Source organism: Streptomyces krungchingensis (genome assembly GCF_054729265.1).
Window position 1 is genome coordinate 2,068,827 of record NZ_JBPUKY010000001.1, and the last position, 24,250, is coordinate 2,093,076.

A 24,250-nucleotide genomic window follows, 5' to 3' on the forward strand; every position below is an offset into this window, starting at 1 on the left:
TCCGTAGCCACCGGACGAAGGTCCGTATCCGCCTGACTGCGATCCGTCGCCACCTGTCGGCGATCCATGTCCACCGGACGGTGGGTCGTAGCCTCCCGGTGGCGAGCCGAAGCCGCCGTCATCTGGGGGCGGCGTGTCTCCCGGCGGTCGAGGCGGTACGGGCGGCATGGCCATACCGTCAAGAGTCGTGCCGAACCGGTCATCACGCGAGCCCTGTACGGAAGTTGATACGGACTCATGGCATGGATCGCACGATTCCGCATCATTCGCCCAGGGAACGTTCCGAACCCACCGACCCCCCTGACCCCTCCGAACTCACCGATCCCACCGGAGCCGGCCACGAGGTGGGGGCGGACGCGCCCGGGCGCGAGCCCCGGCCGCGACGTCCCGCTGGGGCAGGCCCGCCCGAAGGCGGGCCCACGCCGCGTGGGACCGGTCAGCCCCGCGCACCCAGCAGGTGGTCCATCGCCAGCTGGTCCAGGCGCTCGAAGGCCATCCCGCGCGCGGCCGCCGCGTCCACGTCGAAGTCCTCGAAGGCCGTCCGGTCACCGAGCAGCCCCTTCAGGCCGTCGGCCGCCGTGGGCTGCGCCAGCTCGTCCAGGCGCGAGGCACGCAGGGCCTCCTGGACCTCGGGGTCGGCGCGGAAGGCCGCGGAGCGCTCCCGCAGGATCAGGTAGTTGCGCATGCAGCCGGCGGCCGACGCCCAGACACCGTCGAAGTCCTCGGTGCGCGGCGGCTTGAAGTCGAAGTGCTTCGGCCCGGCGTAACCGGCGCTCTCCAGGAGGTCGACGAGCCAGAACGCGGCACGCAGGTCGCCCGCCCCGAAGCGCAGGTCCTGGTCGTACTTGATGCCCGACTGGCCGTTGAGGTCGATGTGGAAGAGCTTCCCCGCCCACAGGGCCTGCGCGATGCCGTGCGGGAAGTTCAGCCCGGCCATCTGCTCGTGACCCACCTCGGGGTTCACGCCGTACAGCTCCGGGCGCTCCAGGCGCTCGATGAAGGCGAGGGCGTGACCCACCGTGGGCAGCAGGATGTCGCCGCGCGGCTCGTTGGGCTTCGGCTCGATGGCGAACTTCAGGTCGTAGCCCTGGGAAGTCACGTACTCGCCGAGGAGGTCGAAGGCCTCCTTCATGCGGTCGAGCGCGACCCGGACGTCCTTGGCGGCACCGGACTCGGCACCCTCCCGGCCGCCCCACGCCACATACGTCTCGGCGCCGAGTTCGACCGCCAGGTCGATGTTCCGGATCGTCTTGCGCAGGGCGTAACGGCGCACGTCGCGGTCGTTCGCGGTGAACGCGCCGTCCTTGAAGACGGGGTGCGTGAACAGGTTGGTCGTGGCCATCGGCACCTTCAGGCCCGTGGCGTCCAGGGCCTGCCGGAACCGCTTGATGTGCGACTCGCGCTCGCCGTCCGAGGACCCGAAGGGGATCAGGTCGTCGTCGTGGAACGTCACTCCGTAGGCACCGAGCTCGGCCAGGCGCTGCACCGTCTCGACCGGGTCCAGGGCCCTCCGGGTGGCTTCGCCGAACGGGTCCCTTCCCTGCCAGCCGACGGTCCACAGGCCGAAGGTGAACCTGTCCTCGGGGGTGGGCTGGTAGTTCATGTCGCGGCTCCTTGCTCGCTCCGACTATTTCGTCATGGCGGTTAACAAATTAGTATGCGGACGCATCTCTGGGAAGAGACGAAGTGCGAAACCCGGGCCGAGCCGGTCCGGACAGCCCCACCACCAGGACAGATCCCGCGGAGCCGCGGGAAGAGGGAGAGCCCGATGTCAGCAGCCGAGGGTCCGCTCGTCGTCGGAGTGGACACGTCCACCCAGTCCACCAAGGCCCTGGTCGTCGACGCGTCCACCGGACGGGTGGTTGCCGGCGGGCAGGCACCGCACACCGTCTCCACGGGTGCGGGCCGCGAGAGCGACCCCCGGCAGTGGTGGGACGCGCTCCGCGAAGCGCTGCACCAGTGCGGGGACGCCGCGCACGAGGCCGCCGCGGTCTCGATCGGCGGACAGCAGCACGGCCTCGTCACCCTCGACGCCCAGGGCGAGCCCGTGCGCCCCGCCCTGCTGTGGAACGACGTGCGGTCCGCGCCGCAGGCCCGCCGGCTGGTCGAGGAACTGGGCGGCCCGAAGGCCTGGGCGGAACGCACCGGCAGCGTGCCCGGACCGTCCTTCACCGTCACGAAATGGGCCTGGCTCGCCGAGAACGAGCCGGACGCCGTCCGGGCGACGGCGGCCGTCCGGCTGCCCCACGACTACCTCACCGAGCGACTCACCGGGCAGGGCACCACCGACCGCGGGGACGCCTCGGGCACGGGCTGGTGGACGTCCGGGACGGAGGCCTACGACGACGAGGTCCTCGCGCACGTCGGGCTCGACCCGGCGCTGCTCCCCCGCGTGGTCCGGCCCGGCGAGGTGGCCGGAACGGTCCACGCGCAGGGCGGCCTGCCGTTCTCCAGGGGCACCCTGGTCGCCGCGGGCACCGGCGACAACGCGGCCGCCGCGCTCGGCCTCGGTCTGCGCCCCGGCACCGCGGTGCTGAGCCTCGGGACGTCCGGCACGGTGTACGCCGTGTCGACGCGGCGCCCCGCCGATCCGACCGGCACGGTGGCGGGCTTCGCCGACGCGCGCGGCGACTGGCTTCCGCTGGCCTGCACCCTGAACTGCACCCTGGCCGTCGACCGCGTCGCCGCGCTCCTGGGCCTCGACCGGGAGGCCGTGGAACCCGGGTCCGGAGTGACGCTGCTGCCCTACCTGGACGGCGAGCGCACCCCGAACCTGCCGCACTCGGCCGGACTGCTGACAGGTCTGCGTCACGACACGACCGGCGGGCAGCTTCTCCAGGCGGCGTACGACGGTGCGGTGCACTCGCTGCTCGGCGCCCTCGATCTCGTCCTCGACGCGGACGCCGACCGCACCGCACCTCTGCTGCTGATCGGCGGCGGTGCCCGGGGTGCCGCCTGGCAGCAGACCGTGCGGCGGCTGTCGGGGCGGCCGGTGCAGGTGCCCGAGGCCAAGGAACTCGTGGCGCTCGGGGCGGCCGCCCAGGCCGCGGGCCTGCTCACCGGCGAGGACCCGGCCGCCGTCGCCCGGCGCTGGAACACCGCCCGGGGACCGGTCCTCGACGCCGTCGAACGGGACGACGAGACGCTCGCCAGGATCGCCGGGGTACTCTCCGACGCGGCTCCGCTGCTGGAGCGGCCGTAGTCAGGCCGGCCCGTACGGTGACGGCAGGAGCGTGGGCCCGCGAGGACGACAGGAACGAGGATTGACGGAGGCATGACCGCACCGCTGCACGAGACCCACCCGACCGGATCCGGCCGCCGCCTGCCCGACACTCAGCAGGGCATGCGCCGCCGCAACCTGTCCAGGGTCATGCACACCGTCAGTGCCGAGGGGCCGCTGTCGCGCGCTGCCGTCGCCTCGCGGATCGGCCTGACAAGGGCGGCCGTGTCGACGCTCGTCGACGAATTGATCCGCTCGGGACTTCTCGAAGAGCTGGGTCCCGAACGGCCGGGCCGGGTGGGCCGGCCGGGCTCGGCGCTGGCCGTCAGCGGGCGCGGGCCGGCCGGGATCGGTGCCGAGGTCGGCGTCGACCACCTCGCCGTGTGCGCCGTCGACCTGCGCGGCGACATACGGGCCCGTGCGGTGCGCCACGGCACGAACCGCGGCCGGTCGCCGGAACCCGTCGTCGAGGAGCTGTCGGCCCTGGTGCGGCAGGTCGTCGACGAGGCGGAGCGCGAGGGGCTGTGGCCCGCGGGCCTCGCGGTCGCCGTGCCCGGTCTGGTGGCGCGCGACGCCCGGACCGTGGTCCGCGCCCCGAACCTCCAGTGGCGGGACACGGACCTGGGCGCACTGCTTCCCGCGGATCTGCCGCTGACCGTGGACAACGAAGCCAACTTCGGCGGCCTCGCCGAACTGTGGCTCGGCGACGCGACCCCGCGCGACTTCCTGCACGTGTCCGCGGAGATCGGTATCGGTGCCGCGGTCCTCGTCGACGGGCAGCTGCTGCGCGGAACCCGTGGCTTCGCAGGCGAGTTGGGGCACGTGCCGGTGCATCCGGACGGACCGCAGTGCCCGTGCGGTGGACACGGCTGCCTCGAACAGTACGCGGGAGAGGAGGCCGTCCTGCGTGCCGCCGGTCTGGAGCCGGGCGAAGACCGGGTGGGACTGCTGTCCGAGCGCGCCGCGCAGGGCGACCCGCACGTACGGCGTGCGCTGCGCGACGCGGGCACCGCGCTCGGCATCGCGCTGACAGGGGCGGTCAATCTGCTGGACCCCGAGACCGTCGTGCTGGGAGGCGCGCTGTCCGGTCTCGCACCCTGGCTTCTGCCGTCGCTGGAGGAGGAGCTGGCCCGCCGCACCGCGGGTCCCGCCTGCGCCGTTTCGGTTTCCAGGCTGGGGCCCGAGGGGCCCTTGCTGGGCGCCGCGCATTCAGTGGTGCGCAGCGTGCTCGACGACCCGGCGTCGGTGGCGGAGCGGGCCTAGCCGGATCACGCGGTGGTGGCGGAGCGGGCCCAGCCGGATCGCGCGGTGGGGGCAGAGCGCGTCGGGCTCGATCACAGGGTGGGGGCAGAGCGCGCCCGGCCCGATCCGGCAGCGGTTGCGAAGGCGCGCGAAGCAGGCACGGCCCGATCCGCCGGCGGGCGGTCGTCAGCGCACAGGCGCCACTCCCCCTTTCGAGTGGCCGAGTTGTCCACAGTCACGGACTTGTCCACGGACTGACGCCTCGCTCTTCCGGCCCAACCGGCAAGCGCCGTACCGTAATTCACGCGAGGCGCAGCCGCCCGGTGGGTGGCTGTGCGCCGGGCGGATCGGGGGGTTCACATGTCGGGGGAGACGGTTCCAGGACTGCGGCGTGAGGCGATCGGGCTGCGCGAGGTCCTGTTCCAGAGCATCACGGCCATGGCGCCGGCGGCAGCGGTCGCCGCGTCCATCCCGTCGGGCGCGGCTTTCGCGGGCGGCAGTCTGCCCCTGTCCGTGCTCGTCGCGCTCGTGGCCTGTCTGTTCACCGCCTCGTGCGTGGCCGAGCTGGCCAGGGAGCTGCCCTCGGCCGGTTCCGTGGCCACCTACGCGGCCCAGGGACTGCATCCGGCTGTCGGCTTCCTCGTGGGCTGGGGCTACGTGTTCGTCGAAGCTCTCGTGCCGCCGCTGCTGCTCCTGCAGCTCGGGTTCACCACGGCGGGCACGTTGCACCAGGAATGGTCGTCGTATCCGGACGACCTGTGGTGGCCCTGGTCGCTCGCGGGAGCCGCGATCATCGCCGTCGCGGGCTACTTCGGAGTGCGCGCCTCGGCCCGCTTCGGCACCGTCCTCGGCGTCTTCGAGGTACTGGTCTTCCTGGTGTTCGCGGTGTGGCTGATCGCCAAGGCCGGTGGCGACAACACTCTTTCGGTGTTCGGCACGTCCCACACGGCCGACGGGTACGAAGGCATCAGCGGCGTGTTCGCGGGGTCGGTGTACACCGTGCTCGCCTTCGCGGGGTTCGAGGCGGCCGCCCCGCTCGCCGAGGAGACCAAGGACCCGCGGCGCACGATGCACCGGGCCGTCCTCGGCGCGGCACTCGCGATCGGCCTCGTGTACGTCGTGACGACCTACGCCATGTCCGTCTACTTCGGCCCGGACCGCTTCACCGGGTTCGGCGCCTCGGGGGCCGCCTCGTGGGAGGGCGTGGCACGCGCCTCGTTCGGCCTGTTCTGGGTGCTCGTGTTCCTGGCGGTGGTCAATTCGACGATCGCCAATGCCAACGCCTGTTCCAACGTCTCCACGCGAACCGCCTTCGCCCTGGCCCGGATCCGGGTGTTCCCCGGGCTCTTCGCGAGCCTGCACCCCCGGCACCGCTCCCCCGTCGCCGGCGTCGTCGTGCAAGGTGCGGTGGCACTGGCGGCCATGCTGGGACTCGGTTTCGCCTACGACCCCGTGACGGCGTTCCTCCTGCTCGCGACGGTGATCGTCACCGTGGTCATCGGCGTGTACATCGTGGTGAACCTGGCATGCGCGGGCTACTTTCTGCGGCGCAGGCGGGAGTTGTTCCGCCCCGTGCGGCATCTGCTGTTCCCCGTGCTCGGGATCGTCGCGTTCGTTCCGGCGCTGCTGACCGCGGCGGGGCTGCCGGTCTTCGACTTCGTCTCCGAGCTGACGGCTCCCGTGTCGTACGCCGGACCGGTGGTCGGCGTCTGGATGCTCGCCGGGGTCGCCGTACTGATCGTGCTGCTGCGCCGCCATCCGGGGCGCATAGCCGAGACCGCGCGTGTCCACCTCGACGAGACCCCCACCGCCGAACCTCGGCAGAGCGGAGCCGTGCAGTCATGAGCGACCCCCGGATCCTGACCGTGCGGCCCGCGCCGGGCGAGTACGCGTGGACGTTCGGAGGTGCGCCGCCCGTGGCACGCATCGAGCCCGGTACGGTCCTCGACCTCTACACGGAAGACTGCTTCGCGGGTCGGGTGCGGTCCGAGAAGGACCTGGTGTCCGAGGTCTGCGAGTTCCCCTATCTCAATCCGCAGACCGGCCCCTTCCACGTGGTGGGTGCGGAGCCCGGTGACACGGTCGCGGTGCACTTCGTGTCCATCGAGCCTGCTCGTGACTGGGCGGCATCGACGACGGTTCCCCTCTTCGGGGCGCTGACTTCCACGCACACCACGGCCACCTTGCAGCCGCCGCTGCCGGAGACCGTGTGGATCTGGCAGCTCGACCGGGAGCGTCGCACCGCCCTGTTCAGTGCGCGTGACAGCGACATCGAGGTCGAGCTCCCGATGGATCCGATGCACGGCACCGTCGGGGTGGCGCCGGCGAACCTGGAGGTGCGTTCGGCGCTGGTGCCAGACGCTCACGGCGGGAACATGGACACACCGGAGATGCGGGCGGGCGTGACCTGCTATCTCGGCGTGAATGTCGAGGGCGCGCTGCTGAGCCTCGGCGACGGGCACGCCCGGCAGGGCGAGGGCGAGACCTGCGGGGTGGCCGTCGAGTGCGCGATGAACACGATGGTGATCGTCGAGCTCCTCAAGCAGGTGGCCACGCCGTGGCCGCGCATCGAGTCGGACACGCACATCGTCTCGACCGGCTCGGCGCGCCCTCTGGAGGACGCGTTCCGGATATCGCAGCTCGACCTGGTGCAGTGGCTGGTGCGTGACTACGGCTTCAGCGAGCTGGACGCCTACCAGTTCGCGACGCAGGCCGTCGAATCGCCGCTCGCCAATGTCTGCGACACCAACTACACGTGCGTGGCCAAGCTCCGCAAGGAGTGGCTGCCGGCGCGAGAGACTCACCGCGGACTGCACCGGCAACTGCGCGAGAAGGCCGCCACGCTCCGGCGGTGAGACACGCGAGCGCCGGCTGGACGCCCACCACGATCGAGACCATCCCCCACAAGCGCCCCCCACACGTGAAAGGCGTACACACCATGGAGCGAGCGAGATCGTTCCCGAGCCGGCGGCGGCTGCTGAAGGGCGCGGCCCTGGCCGCCCTCCCCTACGCGTTAGCCCCCGGTACGCGCGCCACGGCACAGACGGCCGTCGACTATCCGAGCGCCGAATGGACCGCGGCGAGCAAGTCCAACTACACGGCGTCCAGTCGGCCGACGACCTATCGGCTCGATTACGTGGTCATCCATGTCACGCAGGAGACGTACAGCGACACGCTGTCCATCTTCGGGAACCCGCAGAAACAGGTGTCGGCCCACTACGTGGTGCGATCGGCCGACGGCCATGTCGCGCAGTGTGTCCGGGAGCGGGACGTCGCCTGGCACGCGGGCAACTGGGACTACAACACCCGCAGCATCGGTATCGAGCACGAGGGCTGGGTGGACCGCCCCGCCTACTTCACCAACGCCCTGTACGAGGAGTCCGCCAAGCTCACCGCCTCGATCTGCACCAGGTACGGCATTCCGAAGGACCGCGCCCACATCATCGGGCACTACGAGGTGCCGGGCACCGACCACACCGACCCCGGGCCGAACTGGGACTGGACGCGCTACATAAGGCTGGTCAACTTCGCCTGACGCCACGGCTCCCGGGCCTTCGGGGATGCCGAGGCCCGCAGGACGACGTCGGCTCCGCGGCCGGACCGGCAGGCGGATGTCAGCCAACACCGACCGGTCCGGCACGGTGAACGCGCAGCTGCTCCGGGCTGGTCCGGCATCGCGAGGGTGCAGGTACCGCGGGCTCGTCCAGCAGGACGGGACGTGCGGAACCGCGGGCCGGTCCGGCAGCGCGGACGTGCGGGCTCCCCGGGTTCGTCGGGCAGCGCAGACATGCGGGCTCCGCCGGCTCGTCGGACGGCGCCGATGTGCAGCACCGCGGGCCGGTCCGGCAGCGCGGACGTACCGGCTCCGCGGGCTGGTCCGGCAGCGCGGACGTGCCGGCTCCGCGGGCTCGTCGGGCAGCGCAGACATGCGGGCACCGCGAGCTCGTCGGGCAGGACGGACGCGCGGGCAACCCGGGCTGGTCCGGCCGGACGGACGCGCGGGTGCGATGGCTGCTCGCACGGTTGGATTCGGTGCAAGGACGGGCACACAGCTTGTCCGGGCGCGCACCGGGAGTGACGATGGTCCCAGCCGCATCGCCTTCCGGGAGGCCGAGTTGACCGATCCCTGGGTGGCCCTGGAGCCAGGAGCCGACCCCGTGCAGCGCATGCGGGTCCTGCGTCGTGCCCATCAGTCGTTCACCGAGGCGGGCACGGTGACACGGCCGGTGCGGTCCGTCGTCGCCGACTCGTGGCGGCGTTCGGCACGGGCCGGGGTGGCCCCCGACGGTACGGCGAGCGTCGAGCTCACCGACGAGGACCTCGGCTCCTACCGGGCGGAGCATCCGCTGGCCAGGGTGATGCCGCTGTTCCGGGAACTGATGGGGACGTTCGCGGCGGACGGGGAGCATCTGCTGGCGGTGTGCGACGCGCAGGGCCGGCTGCTGTGGGTGGAAGGCCATCCGGCGACGCGGCGACAGGCGGACCGGATGAACTTCGTACCGGGAGCGCGCTGGTCGGAGACCGCCGTGGGGACGAACGCGCCCGGCACGTCGGTCGCCGTCGACCGGCCGGTACAGGTGTTCGCGGCCGAGCACTTCAGCCGGCGCGTCCAGCCGTGGACGTGCGCGGCGGCGCCGGTGCACGACCCGCGCACCGGGCGGGTGCTCGGCGCGGTGGACCTGACCGGCGGGGACGGGCTCGCGCATCCGCACAGTCTCGGTTTCGTGCAGGCGGTGGCGCGGGCGGCCGAGTCCCATCTCGCGTTGCTCGCACCGCCCGAGACCAGGACCGACGGCCTGGAGCTGACCGCGCTGGGCCGTGACGAAGCCCAGCTGCTGGCGGGGGGCCGCAAGATCAGGCTCAGCCGTAGGCACAGCGAGATCCTGGTGCTGCTGGCCCGGCATCCGGAGGGCCTGACGGGTGACGAGTTGCTGTGCGCGCTGTACGAGGACGAGTCGGTCACGCCGGTGACGCTGCGCGCCGAACTGGCCAGGCTGCGCCGACTGCTCGGACCGGGTCTGCTGGAGTCGCGACCCTATCGGCTCGCGGTGCCGGTCGAGTCCGATGTCGAGGTCGTGGAGCGGCGGCTCGGGACCGGATCGGTGACGGCGGCCATGGCGGCCTACACGGGTCCGCTGCTGCCGAGTTCGGGAGCGCCCGCGGTGGTCCGGCTGCGGCGCAGACTCGCGGACGGGCTGCGTACCGCGCTCGTCGCCCGCCGCGATCCCGATCTGCTGGCGGACTGGGCGCGCGCACCCTGGGGCGAGGACGACCTGGACGTGTGGCGGGCGCTGGCTTCGGTACGCCCGACGGCGGCCGTCCGGTCCCGGCTGGACGCGCTGGAGCGTGAACTGTCGGCGGCATGGCCTCCGGGACGGGCGCCGGGCGGTGCAACGTCCTCGCAACGTCCGCGCTCCTAGCCTCGCGGCGAGAGCTGCCCAACGGCGGGCAGCGCTTCTCCGGGAGGCAGACCAGCATGACCCGTTACGCGGCGCCCGGCACCGACGGCGCGATCGTCTCCTACCAGGCGCGTTACGACCACTTCATCGGCGGGGAGTATGTGCCGCCGGCTCGCGGGCAGTACTTCGAGAACCCGAGTCCGGTGAACGGGCAGCCGTTCACCGAGGTGGCGCGGGGCACCGCCGAGGACGTGGAGCGGGCGCTGGACGCGGCGCACGCCGCGGCTCCCGCGTGGGGACGCACCTCCGTCACAGCGCGCGCCGACATCCTGCTCAAGATCGCGGACCGGATGGAGGCGAACCTGGAGAAGCTGGCGGTCGCCGAGAGCTGGGAGAACGGCAAGCCGGTACGGGAGACCCTGGCGGCCGACATCCCGCTCGCGATCGACCACTTCCGCTACTTCGCCGGGGCGATCCGCGCTCAGGAGGGCTCGCTCGGCGAGGTGGACGACGACACCGTGGCGTACCACTTCCACGAGCCGCTCGGTGTGGTCGCGCAGATCATCCCGTGGAACTTCCCCATCCTGATGGCGGTCTGGAAGCTCGCCCCCGCGCTGGCGGCGGGCAACGCGGTCGTCATCAAGCCCGCGGAGCAGACCCCGGCGTCCATCCACTACTGGATGAGCCTGATCGCGGATCTGCTGCCCCCGGGCGTGGTGAACATCGTCAACGGCTTCGGTGTGGAGGCGGGCAAGCCGCTCGCGTCCAGCCCCCGGGTTGCGAAGGTCGCCTTCACCGGTGAGACCACGACGGGGCGGCTGATCATGCAGTACGCCTCGGAGAACATCAAACCGGTCACGCTGGAGCTGGGCGGCAAGTCGCCGAACATCTTCTTCGACGACGTGTGGGCCGCCGACGACGACTTCCGGGACAAGGCGCTCGAAGGCTTCACCATGTTCGCGCTCAACCAGGGCGAGGTCTGCACCTGCCCGTCGCGGGCGCTCGTCCAGCGCGGCCAGTACGGCGACTTCATGGCGGCGGCCGTCGCCCGCACCGAGCTGATCAAGCCGGGCCACCCGCTGGACACCGACACGATGATCGGCGCCCAGGCCTCCAACGACCAGCTGGAGAAGATCCTCTCCTACCTGGACATCGGCCGGCAGGAGGGTGCCAAGATCCTCACCGGTGGTGAACGGATCGAGCACGACGGCGAGTTGAAGGGCGGGTACTACGTCCAGCCGACGATCTTCGAGGGCGACAACCGAATGCGGATCTTCCAGGAGGAGATCTTCGGGCCGGTCGTCTCGGTCACGTCCTTCGACGACTTCGACGACGCCATCAAGATCGCGAACGACACGCTGTACGGGCTGGGCGCCGGGGTCTGGACGCGGGACATCAACACCGCGTACCGCGCGGGCCGCTCGATCCAGGCGGGCCGCGTCTGGACCAACTGCTACCACGCCTACCCGGCGCACGCCGCGTTCGGCGGCTACAAGCAGTCCGGCATCGGCCGCGAGACGCACAAGATGATGCTGGAGCACTACCAGCAGACGAAGAACCTGCTGGTGTCCTACTCCCCGAAGAAGCTCGGCTTCTTCTAGAGCGCGAAGTCGGGTGCCTGGAGGCTTCGTTGCCCTCCAGGCACTCCGACGCCGGAGCTACGCTCCGCAATCAACACAGCGCCCAACGCCACTGCACGGGCTCCAAGTGAATCTGTCCCGGGCCAGCCACGGGCCGAACGGCGTCTTCCACGCACGGTCCCGCCCGCCGCCTTCGACGAGGCACCGCAGGGCCTACTGGGCGTCAAGCCCACAGCCCAAAAAACAACGACATTGGTGGCGGCCGACCTAGGGGAAGTCCCCGGCCACGGCGATGTCCTGGGAGAAGCGGCCGTCGCCCTGGGAGGAAATCACGGGCAGGCCCTACCACGTGTCCGCGCCGCTGAGCGCCATGTCGGTGCGGCCGTCGCCGTTGAAGCCGCTACTGACCGCCGTGGTCGAGGAGGCGTCCTGGCCCGGGTTGACGAACACCCCGCCGGGGTAGCTGACATCGCACAGACCATCACTGTCGACGTCGCCGAGCGTCACGTCGGCGAGCCGCGTGGTCGACTGGTTGAGGTAGCTCCAGCGCCCGCCGAGCGAACTGGACTGATACCACCAGGTGATGCCGGTGGCGATGAAGGCGTCGTTGACGCCGTCGCCGTCGAAGTCGCAGTACTTGTGCTGGCCGCCGGTGTACGAGTCGAGGGTGTTGGCGGACTGGTGCAGCCCGGTCTCGGTCTGGTCCAGTGCGGCGTGGATGGGCAGGATCGAACCCACCCACAGGCTCGAATGCCGGAAAACGTTGTGCGACACGGTCATGCCGACACTGGGCGTCCCTCGCAGTTTGACCCCCGTGCCGTTGGTGTACCAGACCGTGTTGTACTCCACGTCCATGTATTCGCCCGCGGAGCCGCACTCGTAGCTGCAGGACGAGTCGTTGCCGTGCATGTCGATCTCATGGGTGTGCCAGACATGGGAGTTGTCTCCGCCGCCGCCCCAGATCAGGTTGCGGTAGGCCAGATAGCCGTCTCCGGCCGAACCGTCGCCGGTGATCGCGTGCCGGTTGTAGTCGAACACGTTCCGCTCGACCAGCGCATAGGCGCCGTGGCCCATCACCACGCCGTAGCCCGCGCCGTGACCGCAGCAGATGATGCCGGTGGGGTGCTGGTTGTGGTGGATGTAGTTGTCGTGCACCCACACGGTCTGGGCGTTCCACAGGCCGATCCGGCTCTGGCCGTCCTGGATGTTCACCGCCGAACCGCGCCAGTGATCGATCTCGCTGTGGTCGATCTCCACGTTCAAGCTCGAGTCCACCCGGATTCCGTCCGAGTCGCTGGTGTCGACCGCCGAATAGGGGTCGTCACTCTCCGCGCCCTGCAACCGGATTCCGCTGAACCGCACGTTGTCGCTGCGCGTACCGTCCCCGTCGTTCCCGACCCTGAAGAGGATGTGCGGGAACGACGTCGTGAACAGCCGCGGGCCCTGCGGGCGCTGCGTCCGGTCACCCAGGATCTGGACGCCCGGGGCGACCGGCAGATACTCCCGTCCGGTCAGGTCCAGATCCACGTTCCCGGCGATCCGCACCACCGCGTCCGGGGTGTCGATCGCCTGCACGAACAGGTCCTGCTGGCTGTTGGAGGTGATGGAGAAGACCGGCCCCGCGGCGGGGGCGGCGGACGCCGCCGGACCTCCACTGAGCAGCAACCCGAAGGCGAACGCCACGGCGCCGCTCAGGGCCGAGCGTCGATGCCCGAAAAAGCCCACGACTGAGTCCCCTTCGAAAGAGTGGACGATTGAATGTGTCACTGCGAGGTGAGCGTTCCACTCCGTGCCCTCCCGTGCCCTCCCGTGCCCTCCCGTGCCCTCGCGTTCCCCCGTCGTCCGCCCCGGGTCCCGGACTCCGGGCCTCATGCGGTGTCCACCTGCCCTACAACTTGGACCTGTTCCCCCGCCGCGGCCTCTGCGCTAGGCTCACTCGTCGTCCCCCGCCTGTGGCAAGGCCACCGATCACGACCCACACGGCGGTCCAGCCGGCTTCACCTGGCGTTGTCGAGTGCACCCAGGAGAGAAATCAGCCGTGAACAATGCCGATGCGCCCGTTCGGGACGCGTCCGGGTCGGACGCCCGGGGGCCCGGTGAACTTCAGACCCTGCTCGACGAGGGCACCCGTGCCGTCGTCGACAACGGCGATCTGCGCACCGGCCGGGACCGCTTCGAACGTGCCTACCGGATCGCCGAGTCGGTGGGCGAGGAACGGTCGATGGCGGCGGCCGCCCTCGGCTTCGGTGGCCTGTGGGTGCACGAGCACCGCACGGTCGCCGGCTCGGTACTCCTGGAATCGCAGATACGCCGGGCGCTGGAGTTGCTGGACCCCGAGTCCTCGCTGGCGCTGCGGCTGCGGATCCGGCTGGCCGGGGAGGGCGACTACCGCAACAGCGACAACACGGCGATACTGGCGCTGCTCGAGCAGGCGAGGGCACGACAGAACCCGATGGCGCGTGCGGAGGCTTTGAGCCTGGCCCATCACTGCCTGATCGGCCCGGAGCACGGCGCACTGCGCCGGGAACTGGCCGCCGAGCTGGTCGCGGAGAGCTTCCGTACCTCCCGCCGCAGCGATCTGCTGATGGGCCTGCTGTGGCAGACGGTCGACATGTTCTTGGACGGCGACTCGCACGCGGAACGCTGCCTGGCGGAGCTGCGCGGCCTGCTGGCCGAGCAGGACCATCTCGCGGTGGGCTTCGTCGTGAGCGCGATGGAAGTCATGCTGGCCGTCCGCGCGGGCCGCCTCGACGAGGCAGAGGCGCTGGCCGGGGCCTGTACTGAGCGCGGGATCGCCGCCGGTGACGTCAACGCCACGGTGTGGCAGGCCGCACAGCTGGTCACCATCCGCTGGTACCAGGGCCGGGTGGTCGAGCTCGTGCCGCTGCTCAGCGAAATGGTCAACTCCCCGACGTTAAGCGCTGTGGACGATCACGCCCTGGCTGCACTGGCGGTGGCCACGGTGACGGCCGGGGACCGGCGGAAGGCCGTCAGCGCGCTGGCCACGCTGTGCGGCCGCGACCTCGGTGACCTGCCTCGGTCGAGCAGTTGGATGGTGACGATGCACGGTGTCGCGGAGGCCGCCTATCTCCTTGACGACACCGCCACGGCGGCGCGGGTCTACGAGCTGCTGAGTCCGTACGGTCACCTGCCGATAGTGGGCAGTCTTGCCGTCGCCTGCTTCGGCTCGGCCCACCACGCGCTGGGGGTCGCCGCATTGACCATGGGAGACGTCGACCGGGCCGTGACCCATCTGCGGGACGCGGTACGGCAAAACCTCGCCCTCGCGCACTGGCCCGCAGTCACGGCCTCCTGGGACCGGCTCGCGGTGGCGCTCGTACGGGCAGGCCGGCAGGAGGAGGCCGACGCCGTCCGGCGGGAGATGGCCGCGGCCGCCGAGGAGGCCGCGGCGGCGCCGCCGCAGAAGGACGGACATGGCGGCGCCGAACCGCATGGCGAGGACGGGCGGGGGCAGCCCGCGGCGTTCTGTACCCGGCTGGGCCGTAAGTGGCGGATCGGGTTCGGCGGGCGCAGCGTCCTGGTGGAGCACAGCGTGGGGATGCTGCATCTGCTGGTACTGATCGCCAACCCGCGCCAGGAGATCCGGTCCGTCGACCTCGTGGCGGGGCTGACCACGCTCAACGAGGCCGCCGAGCGCACGGCCCTGTCCGGGCAGCCGGTACTGGACCGGGTGGCGGCGCAGGAGTACCGCAATCGTCTGGCCCGGCTGCGCACCGAACTGGACGAGTTCCAGGCGGCCGACGACCATGAGCGCGCCGCCGTGGCCCAGGTCGAACACGACTGGCTGATGAGCCAGCTGGCGGGTGCCACCGGCCTGAGCGGACGCGCCCGCCGCTTCCCCGAGGGCGAGGAACGCTCCCGGGTCGCGGTGAGCAAGGCCATCCGCCGGGCGCTGGACCGGATCGCGGCAGCCGATCCGGTGATCGGTGAACACCTTCGGCACGCGGTGCACACCGGGGTGCGGTGCTCGTACTGGCCCGCCTGACGCGTGTCAGGCCGCGCTTCCGCCCGGATCGAAGGGCCGCCCGCCCGGCACCCCGCCGCGGCGCCGGCAGGGCCCGCGAAGTCGAGCCGGGCGCTTCAGGTGCGGCGGCCGGATCGTGCGCTGCGGCGGTTTCCGGGCCGATGTCCCGGCTCTGGATCGTCGCGGCCGCACGGCGGAGTTCGGTGAGTACGATCCGCACCGCTCGTCGTGCCACGCGTTCGGGGCGATGCAGCACGTCGACGTGGTGTCGGCCGGTCGCCGTGGGCAAGGCGATCCGCCGCGCGCTGCAACGGACCACGGATGCCGGCCCGCTGATCGGCGAACACCCGCACCGTCCCGTGCGCATGCGGACGGGCCGGCTCGGCCCGGTCGTGCGGGCCGCCGGCCGGCCCTGTCACGGGTGACGAACCCGTCGGACCCGCCGGCGGTACCGCACCGCTCCCGGTCAGCCGCCCGCGCGGTGCCGCGCCCGCACGCCACGGCACCAGCGGGTCGGCTTCGGCCGGCCGGCGGTCCCGTGGACGGTCCCCTCACAGGACGGTCAGCATCTGCCAGGTCGTGGACGCGACGACTCCGTCGGCCGACAGGCTGTGCGCGGACTGGAAGGACCGCACCGCGCTGCCGGTGGCCGAACCGAACGAGCCGTCCACGCTCAGCGCGGTCCCGTGGGCGTTGAGCTGACGCTGCAACGCCGTCACCGCGGGCCCGCTGCTGCCCTGCTGCACCACAACGGCGAGGGCCCGCCAGGTCGCGGGTCCGACGATCCCGTCGGCGGACAGACCGCGGCTGGACTGGAAGGACCGCACCGCGCTACTGGTGGACGGGCCGAACGAGCCGTCCACGCTCAGTGTGCCCCCCTGAGCGTTGAGCAGGTACTGCGCGGTCCTGACCCGCTCACCGCTCGCCCCCTGCTGAACCACCGGCCAGCCGGCGCTCGGCAGCGGCGTGCCGCGTCCGGCGGGCAGCGAGAAGGGAACGGGAAGGAGCAGCTGTGTGTTGCGGGCGTCGGCTGTTCCACGGCGCTTGCCGATGCCGGCCGCCACCGCCTGAAGGTCGTTGGCCGCCAGCTCACGTCCCAACGAGGCGAGCGCGACGGGGGTGCTGGTGTCCCCGTTGCACGACAGCGGTGCGTCGGAGTCGACCATGGTCGTGAAGATCGACAGGATGCCGCCGCCTTCGGCGATCTCGAGGATCCGGCTCTGGATGGGCCAGTCGATGTGCGAGGCGGTGTTCACCTCCCAGAAGCCGTTGCCGATGACGGACGGCCAAGAAGTCTTGTGGGCCCAGATGTTGTTGGTATGCGTGTGGCCGTCGACCATCAGGATCACGTTCGGGAAGCGCAGCAGCAGGTTGCGCAGTTCCGTACCGCCGTACGGGGACTCGCTGTCCGTGTTGTCCATCGAGTCGAGCGTGTGATGGCAGCAGATGACGATGAGTCTGTCGGTCACGCCGGGCTGGTTGACGACCGTGCGGGCCCGGGTGCCGTCGGAGTCGTCGAGTTCGTAGCGTGAGCTGTTGGCCTTGAGCTGGGCGTTCAGCCAGTTCCACTGGTCCTGGTCGATGGCGCCGTCGGCACCGCCGCTGATGTTGGTCGTGTCCAGCACCAGGAACTGGAATATGTCGTTCGGTCCCGAGGGAATCGCATAGTAGGCCTGGTCGCCGCCGGACGTGAAGCCGTGCCCGCGAGGGGTTCCCGTGGTGTTGAAGTGCTCGCCGATGAATTCGCTGCGCGCCAGCAGCCGCCGGGACGGGTCCCCCGTCACGTGGGCGGTCTGGAGGGTGAAAGCACCCGTCAGTATGTCCTTCAGCAGCTCCACGTAGTACGACGCCGTGTTGTCGAAGACGTCCGGGACTCCCTCGACCTCCGTCAGCTTGGTGGAGCCGGTGGCGATGCTCTTGAGCGGGTCGAAGGGGAGGATGTCGATCGGGACGTTGCCCTGGACGAGCGCGTCATGGTTGCCGTAGGCCGCGTACCAGGGCATGCCCAGCCCGGTCGCCGTGAACGGTCTTCGGGCGCCCTTCAGCAGCCCACTCACGACCGGAAAGCCGTGGAGGGTGTTGTTGTCGGGTGGAGTCTGCCGTGCTTCGGGATGCCAGTAGTGGGTTTCCGTCCCGAACTGGCCGCTTCCCACGCTCTCGTCCTTGGTGAGGTCCCCGGAGTCCGGGCGCACCGTATTGCCGTCGAGCAGGTCGATGTACCACCGCGACTCGTTGTACTGGCAGTTGTCGACCGCGTCGCCCGTGACGACGGTGAAGGCCAGAGGTGTGCTCGTCCGCGGACTCCGGAGGACCTGCCGGACGGCTCGGCACATCGCGTCGGTCGTCTGTGTCGACAGGAATTCGTGCGCGCGGTACGCCGATTCGGTCGGGTACGAGTTGTAGTGCGGAGGTCCGTAGTCCGCGAGCCGGTCGAGGCATTCGACGCGCAGCGGGGACTGGTCGTCGACGATGTGCAGGTCGGACATCTGGGCGAAGGCGATCAGCGATCGGGTGATCTGTGGCGAGGTGGCGAGGGTGAAGTCGTTGCGGGTGATGTGCGGTTCGCCGGGGCCGGCCACCACACCGTGGTATCCCATGCCCAGGTCGGGGCCGATCTGCACCGTCTGGTCCAGAGTGGTGCGCCCGAATGCGACACCGGTGCCGAGGGGCGGCGATGCGGCACTGGCGACGGCGCGCAGACTTCCGACATCGATGGCCGCGGCCACCACAGCCACTCCGGCAGCTGTCAGGATCCTGCGACGGGAGATTGCCATGTCGATTCCTTCGGTGTGGGGGCATGACATGCTGCGAGGTCGTCGTTCGCCCGTCCTGCACCTCCGTTGACCGCGGTGGAGTCCCGAGGGGCTGATGACGGGACGGGTCCGGCGAGGCCGGCACCCGCGTTCAGGCGGGAGAACGGGACGGATCAGGTGTCGCCGGGTCTGTCACAGACCGGCGGAGGTGTGCGTGGCGCGCAGTTGGAACTGGTAGGACTCCCAGGCCGACCAGGTGGTGCTGCTGGGGTCGGTCTGCGTGCAGTGGTACAGCGGGGTCATCTGCGCAAACGCCGCCAACGCCATCGTCGGAGGGCCGAAGCGGGACCAGAGGTCGGTGCGGATGATGTGCGGCTCGCCCGGCCCGGCGACGAGCCGCTGGTAGCCCGCGCCCTGGGCATAGCTCGCCCGCTGCACCGTCTGGTCCCACGTGGTGACCAACGGCGCGTCCGATGTGGAGGCAGTCGCCGTAGCGGCCGACCTGCCGGCGCCCGTCGGCGTCCCGGCTTCGGCGGCGGCGCGGAAACCGCCCGCGTCGATGGCTGCCGCCACCACACCCACTCCGGTCGTCGTCAGTAACCTTCTTCGCGAGATACCCACGCCATGTCCCCCAGGAAAGGTCGGACTCGTCTCCTCTTCCGGTGTTCCATTCCGTTCCGGCTCGTTCCACGGGCCCGTCAGCGGCCGGGCAGCGGAACGTCGCGGCGGAGCGCGACCCCGGCTTCGGCGGCACGGGTGACGATCGTGGCGACGGCGCGTTCGGCGAGGGCCGCGATGGTCAGTGAGGGGTTGACGGTGAGAGAGGTGGGGACGGCGGCGCCGTCGGTGACGAACAGTCCGCTGTGGCCGCGTAGCTCATGGCCGTCGGTGAGCGCGCTGGTGGCGGGATCGTCGCCCATCCGCGCCGAGCCGAGCGGATGGGCCGTGACGGTGCCGGCGACGTCCTCGCTCCACGGGCGGACCCGGGAGAGGCCGTCCTTCTCCAGGATTTCCCGCAGTGCAGCGTCGGCCAGGTCCCATGCCCGGCGGGTACGGGAGGTGGGGTGGTAGGTCATGGTGCCCTGTCCGAGCCCTGGCGCCAGCCGAGTGAAGCTGCCGGTGAGCGGGACGGTCCCGAAGGTGCCTTCGTTGTCGTCCTCGGTCATGGCCAGCAGGGTGAGCCAGGAGCGCCACCGGGCCCGCATGTTCCGCTTCTCGATGCCGAACCAGGCGGGTGACCTGGCGGCTTGGGCCAGCACGTTGGTCAGCGGGGGGAAGTAGATCTGCTGGAGGGTGAAGCGGCTGTACTCCGGGGCGGTCGGGTCCAGGTGGTCGTAGGTGGCAGCGGTGATGGGCCGGCCCACGGGCAGCCCCTGGTAGGCGGAACCGTCGGGACGTGAAAGACCCAGCAGTGAGCGCGCCTTGTCCTCGACGATGTCGGCGACACTGACTCGGTCGCCGTTGCCGGAGAAGTAGCGCCCCACAGCGGCCGGGATGTCCCCGAGGAGGAGAGCGGAGCGCTGGAGGATCACGGGCGTGCCCACGGCGCCGGCGGCGAGTACGACGACCTTGGCGTGGATGACACCGGCCTGGGCTGTGCAGCTGTAGTCGTCGGGGTCCAGGACGGTGTAGCCGACGGCGTAGCGATAGCCGGACAGCGGCGACGGAGTGACGGTCTGGACCTCGTGCAGCGGGCGGATGTCCGCGCCGTGGGCCTCCGCCGCCGGCAGGTAGTTGAGCAGCAGGGAGCGTTTGGCGTCGAAGCGGCAGCCGGAGAGCATCCAGTTGCAGTTGGTGCAGACGTCGGTGTCGACCGCCACCGGCACGGGATTGCAGGTGTGTCCGGCCCGTCGGCAGGCGGCGGCCAGGACCCCGCCCGCGTAGGACACGTCCGGCCAGTCGGTCCGGGTGACGGGCAGCGCCTCCTCGACCCGGTCGTACCACGGGTCGAGGGCAGCCCGGGTCAGGGCGGCCGGCCACAGCCGGCGGCCGAGGCTGCCGTGGCGCTCGAAGACGAAGGACGGTGCGCGTAGCGAGGCGGCGAAGTAGACGACGCTCCCGCCGCCGACGCAGTTGCCGGCGACCACCGCGACTCCGTCACCGCGGACCACGTCCACGATCTTGTTGTATGTGCCCAGGCGCATCGAGTGGGTGAAGTCGGCGGCGGCCGCACGGGGGCCGCGCTCCAGAACAGTGACGCGGGCTCCGCCCGCCGCGAGGTAGTAGGCCGGGATCGCGCCGCCGAAGCCGCTGCCGATCACCAGGACGTCCGTGGTCTGCCCCGTCATGCCGGACTCCCCGAAGCGGTCGTGTTCGGATGAAGTGCCGCGAGCGGGCGGCCGTAGGAGAAATCGGGGAAGCGCCAGAGGCCGTCCGGGTCCGGCGCGGGGAAGCGCAGCCACGCCAGTCCTGGATGGCCCTGGCCGAGAGCCTCGCCGGTGTCCTGCTGTCCGGCGGTGTCGAACGCCAGCCCCACCAGCAGGCTCATCACCTGCCAGATCGGCCGGTCCAGGTCGTCTGGGTCGAACAGGCCGCCGACCAGGGCGGTGCGGTCGGAGAAGGACAGGCCCACGAAAGGCGGGAGGGTCGGTGGCAGCCAGATCAGCCGGAGGGCGGCATAGGCGACGGCGCGGGCGTCCAGCAGCGCCGCGATCGCCGGCAACAGCGGCGCCACCGGCAGTTCGGGCGAGTGGAGGAGGCTGACGGCACCGGCCTGTACCGCACCGGGGCCAGTGACCGCACCGGCGATCACCACGTCGCCGGGAAAGCGGCGCTGGCCCGGGATCAGGGTGTCGGCGAACGCCTCGAGTGTCTGTGTCGTCCAGCTCTCGGAGGCGTCGGCCGCGGCGGCCGCAGGTGTGTCCAAAGCGCCGACGGACAGTCCAGCGAGCGTGGCGACCAGTGCCTTGAGGATGGTTCTCCGGTCGGACCCGGTCATGGTGATCACCCGGCCCATGCGCAGCGCAGGTCGTAGGGCAGTGACACGGTCAGTCCGGTCTCACCCGCGGCCTGACCGTAGTCGCTCAGCGCGCGGGCGACGTCGGGGAAGTCCGGTTCGAGGGCGGTGACCGCGTCTCCGATGCCCACGGTGTGTCCGTCGATGCGGAAATTGGTCAGGCGGGCTCCGGCCCGTCTCGCGGCCTTGTCCCACCAGTACTGACCGTCCCACGCCACCCACGGCATCGCTCCGTGAGTGGACTGCACGCTCCAGTGGTCCTTCTGGTAGTAGTGGCAGGTCACCATGGCGACGGCGAACCGGGAGGGTTCGGCCACCAGGAACCGCAGGGCCCCTCCGTCGTCGATGGTGATGTCCCGCTTGCTGTACTCCACGCACAGCGGGTCGGCGAACGTCAGCCACCACGGCGGCTGCTCCCCCTCCCCGAACTCGTGCCAGGTGCAGCCGGCGGCGAACCCCGGTTCCGTGAAGGGACCCACGGACGTGTCGGCGACCTCTGCGGAGCGGGTCGGCTGCCGGGCCGGGCTCTCGCGGACGACCGGCTTCGACGGTGCTGCGACGGCGGCGTTGCTCGCGAGCAACGCCGCGGACGCTCCCAGAACCAGCGCGCAGCCGGCTGCCGAGACACGAAGGCGCAAGGGAAACACGGGACCTCCCGTAAACGCAGCAGGGTGAATGTCACGCAGGGCCGGCCGCCGCGGCGCGCTGGGCGGGGCGATCGGCATACCGAGGATGGGGCACACCTACCGCCCAGTACAAGAGGTGGGTCAGTGACTGAGCCACTGAGCCTGTGGAAGGAACTGCCGTCAACTAGGCAGTTCCTCATGGTTGTTGGTCTCTCGACCCCGCATCGCGTCCTGACGTGGGCGCCCCCGCCGACGCCTCGCCGCCCACGTTCCGCATCACCGATCCGCCGGAGATAATTGTCATAATCATGCCAAAAAGCTCGGCATGATCCAGTAGCCGATGTTCGCCTGGTTCCGGCAGGCAGATCTCCCGCCATCGGCGCGGCGGTGGACAGCGCGGTCTTCACGTCGAGGTGTGCGCCACGGGTCAGTTGCCCGACGTCCTCGCCCAACGCCTGTGCCACGTCCGCCTGTTTGGGCTAGCCGGTGTTCTTGCTGTCCATCTGCACCAGGGCGAGGGCGTACCTGCCGTCCTGGGAAGGCAGGCCGGGAACGACCCTGGTCGATGTGCTGCCGGGCCGGTTCGGCGGTGATCCGGGCGGTACGCGAGGCCTGGAAGAAGCCCAGCTTCTTCGGAGAGTAGGACACCAGCAGGTGAACGAGTACGTCGCGCGAGACGAGGCGCCCGACCGGCCCTTCGGCCCGTCAGGCGCTTCTCCACGCCGCCGCGTCTCCGCACCGCCGGGCCGCCGGGCGAAGGCCGGTTCGGCGTCCGCGACGGCGGGGAATGTCCAGCGCTCCCCCGTCGACCACCGATGGACGGCCCCGCCGCCCTGGTCCCCGGTGGCGTTCTCAGCGGCCGCTCGTCGGCGCGTTCATGTCGAGGAAACGCTGCGGCACCCTCACGGAGTGCGGGTGTCCCGGCCGGCTGTTCGAGACCTTCGGCTCACGACGGACGTCGGGACCCGGGCGGCCCGGACCGGTCACCGGGACGCGGAAGACACCGCTGTACACGTCCGTACGGGCCCGGCGAACATCGGAGCCGGCTTCGGTCAGCACCGGCCGCACGCCCTGGCCGTCCGCGACCAGGCCCTGGTAGTCGCCGAGGAAGTAGCCTCCGGCGAACGGCGCCTGCAGCCAGTCGAAGACCCTGGAGATCCGCCGCTCGGCCAGGTGTCGCGGATCGCCGTGCGGCAGGGTGGCCAGCTGGTAGGCGGTGGGCAGCGTGGTGGTGTCGCCCGGGCGGAGGAAGCGCAGGTCGTAGTACGTGAGCGCGACCGTGCCCCGCTTGTCGACGGCGATGGACGGGGAGAAGGCGGGGACGCCCTTCGGGCTGATGAGCGTCGGCCTGCTCCAGGTGCGTCCACCGTCGCCGGAGCGCACCAGCTGGACGGAGTTGTGTGCGCCTTCGGAGAAGTCCGAGCCCTGGTAGGCCATGTAGAGGGTGCCGCTCTTCGGGTCGATGGCCGGGCTGGGCAGGGTGGCCGCGGCGCGGAGCAGCTTGGCGGGGTCGTTCGGGTCGACCTCGGGTACGGAGGTGTCCCGGGCCACGGTGATCGCGGCGCTCCACGTCTCGCCGGCGTCGGTCGACGTCACCACGTCGAAGTGGGCGTCGACGACGGTGCTCAGGTCGTCGGAGTAGGTGATCCGGTCGAAGAAGTCGTAGAGGGTGCCGTTGCGCGGGTCGACGACGATGACGTGTCCGATGGTCTGCGAGTTCGGCACGTCGTCGGTGGCGACGAACCGCCGGGCCTCGCTCCAGGTGCGTCCCCCGTCGCGGGTGAGGGAGATGTAGCCGGGGCCGTCGAGGGAGGACGGGCCGTGCGGGTTGTTGTCCAGACGGTCCCAGACCTGATAGGCGGTGCCCTTGCGGGTCGGGTCGGCGGTGACCGAGGGCTTGTCGTTGAAGAACGGCTGCTCGTCGACGTGGGTGGTGGTGAGGTTCCGCCAGGTACGGCCGCCGTCCCGGGAGGTGGCGGCGAGCAGGGCGCTGCGGGTGCTCCTGGTGAAGTCGACGCCCTCCCCGCTCGCGTAGACGGTGCCGTCCGGTCCGGTGCTCACCCAGGGGTCGGTGGCCCGCTCGAAGTCCGCGCCGCCCGGCGCGCAGGCACTGAAGGGCAGCGTGCTCTCCCGGAAGGTCTGGCCGTCCTTGGTCCAGCTGGCCACCAGACCCCGCGCGGCGCCGTCCGACCAGCGGTCCTGCTGGAACACGGTGACGACGCGCTTCGGGTCACGGGGGTCGACGGAGAGGTAGGGCTCGACCTCCGTACCCGGGTACACGACGCTGTCCGGGGACCGTGCGCCGATGGTGCAGTCGGCGTACGGGTCTCCGAAGGACACCTTGCGCAGCGGCCGGCCGTCGGGATTCCGGTCGGCCGCCGCGGGAGGGGCTCCGGCGGCCGCCGTGAGCAGGAACGCGGCGGCGGTGGCGGCGGTCAGAGGCAGGCGGACGCGCATCAAGGATCTCCTCTGCGCCGCGGCGCCCGGGG

16 protein-coding genes are annotated in these 24,250 nt (G+C 71.0%); 8 read left to right on the forward strand and 8 right to left on the reverse strand.

All coding sequences use genetic code 11. The features are described 5' to 3' along the window. Window positions 1-436: 436 nt before the first annotated feature. Entirely contained in the window at window positions 437-1,603 is a 1,167-nt protein-coding gene (xylA, locus tag ACSYGO_RS09235; protein WP_460386451.1) for a xylose isomerase, read from the reverse strand. A 165-nt stretch (window positions 1,604-1,768) separates the two neighbouring features. Here xylA and xylB point away from each other — a divergent pair, with 165 nt between their 5' ends. From xylB to exaC, 7 genes are all read left to right on the forward strand, one after another. Beyond that, on the forward strand, window positions 1,769-3,202 hold the full coding sequence (xylB, locus tag ACSYGO_RS09240) for a xylulokinase (RefSeq protein ID WP_426678629.1): 1,434 nt from the start codon (window positions 1,769-1,771) through the stop codon (window positions 3,200-3,202). A 72-nt stretch (window positions 3,203-3,274) separates the two neighbouring features. After that, window positions 3,275-4,483, forward strand: a complete 1,209-nt coding sequence (locus ACSYGO_RS09245) for an ROK family protein (protein ID WP_426678630.1) — start codon at window positions 3,275-3,277, stop codon at window positions 4,481-4,483. 339 nt (window positions 4,484-4,822) lie between these two features. Then, a complete protein-coding gene (locus ACSYGO_RS09250; protein WP_426678631.1) occupies window positions 4,823-6,307 on the forward strand; it encodes an APC family permease in 1,485 nt (494 codons plus the stop codon). Then, complete coding sequence (locus ACSYGO_RS09255; protein ID WP_426678632.1) at window positions 6,304-7,317, forward strand: acetamidase/formamidase family protein; 1,014 nt, start codon at window positions 6,304-6,306, stop codon at window positions 7,315-7,317. Before ACSYGO_RS09250 ends, ACSYGO_RS09255 begins: the two co-directional genes overlap by 4 nt. An 83-nt stretch (window positions 7,318-7,400) precedes the next feature. Continuing rightward, entirely contained in the window at window positions 7,401-7,997 is a 597-nt protein-coding gene (locus ACSYGO_RS09260; RefSeq protein WP_460386452.1) for an N-acetylmuramoyl-L-alanine amidase, read from the forward strand. Window positions 7,998-8,577: 580 nt separating this feature from the next. Then, window positions 8,578-9,882 carry a GAF domain-containing protein gene (locus tag ACSYGO_RS09265; RefSeq protein ID WP_460386453.1) on the forward strand — a complete coding sequence of 435 codons (1,305 nt, stop codon included), beginning with the start codon at window positions 8,578-8,580 and terminating at the stop codon, window positions 9,880-9,882. A gap of 56 nt (window positions 9,883-9,938) precedes the next feature. After that, on the forward strand, window positions 9,939-11,462 hold the full coding sequence (exaC, locus tag ACSYGO_RS09270; protein ID WP_432172351.1) for an acetaldehyde dehydrogenase ExaC: 1,524 nt from the start codon (window positions 9,939-9,941) through the stop codon (window positions 11,460-11,462). A gap of 321 nt (window positions 11,463-11,783) precedes the next feature. On the opposite strand, the gene ACSYGO_RS09275 is transcribed toward exaC, so the two are convergent. After that, window positions 11,784-13,166 (reverse strand): right-handed parallel beta-helix repeat-containing protein, encoded by a 1,383-nt coding sequence (locus tag ACSYGO_RS09275; RefSeq protein ID WP_460386454.1) that lies wholly within the window; start codon window positions 13,164-13,166, stop codon window positions 11,784-11,786. A gap of 313 nt (window positions 13,167-13,479) precedes the next feature. Here ACSYGO_RS09275 and ACSYGO_RS09280 point away from each other — a divergent pair, with 313 nt between their 5' ends. Beyond that, on the forward strand, window positions 13,480-15,447 hold the full coding sequence (locus ACSYGO_RS09280) for a hypothetical protein (RefSeq protein ID WP_460386455.1): 1,968 nt from the start codon (window positions 13,480-13,482) through the stop codon (window positions 15,445-15,447). Between the two features lie 530 nt (window positions 15,448-15,977). Here ACSYGO_RS09280 and ACSYGO_RS09285 read toward each other — a convergent pair. The 6 genes from ACSYGO_RS09285 to ACSYGO_RS09310 form a co-directional block, all read right to left on the reverse strand. Continuing rightward, window positions 15,978-18,200, reverse strand: coding sequence for a TIGR03767 family metallophosphoesterase (locus tag ACSYGO_RS09285; protein WP_460386456.1), 2,223 nt, complete (start codon window positions 18,198-18,200; stop codon window positions 15,978-15,980). A 171-nt stretch (window positions 18,201-18,371) separates the two neighbouring features. Then, window positions 18,372-18,752 carry a hypothetical protein gene (locus tag ACSYGO_RS09290; protein ID WP_460386457.1) on the reverse strand — a complete coding sequence of 127 codons (381 nt, stop codon included), beginning with the start codon at window positions 18,750-18,752 and terminating at the stop codon, window positions 18,372-18,374. A gap of 125 nt (window positions 18,753-18,877) precedes the next feature. Next, window positions 18,878-20,467 carry a GMC family oxidoreductase N-terminal domain-containing protein gene (locus ACSYGO_RS09295; protein WP_460386458.1) on the reverse strand — a complete coding sequence of 530 codons (1,590 nt, stop codon included), beginning with the start codon at window positions 20,465-20,467 and terminating at the stop codon, window positions 18,878-18,880. After that, a complete protein-coding gene (locus ACSYGO_RS09300) occupies window positions 20,464-21,117 on the reverse strand; it encodes a DUF5987 family protein (protein ID WP_460386459.1) in 654 nt (217 codons plus the stop codon). Before ACSYGO_RS09300 ends, ACSYGO_RS09295 begins: the two co-directional genes overlap by 4 nt. 5 nt (window positions 21,118-21,122) lie before the next feature. After that, entirely contained in the window at window positions 21,123-21,773 is a 651-nt protein-coding gene (locus tag ACSYGO_RS09305) for a hypothetical protein (RefSeq protein WP_460386460.1), read from the reverse strand. Between the two features lie 840 nt (window positions 21,774-22,613). Then, window positions 22,614-24,218, reverse strand: a complete 1,605-nt coding sequence (locus ACSYGO_RS09310) for a sialidase family protein (RefSeq protein ID WP_460386461.1) — start codon at window positions 24,216-24,218, stop codon at window positions 22,614-22,616. Between the last annotated feature and the right edge of the window lie 32 nt (window positions 24,219-24,250).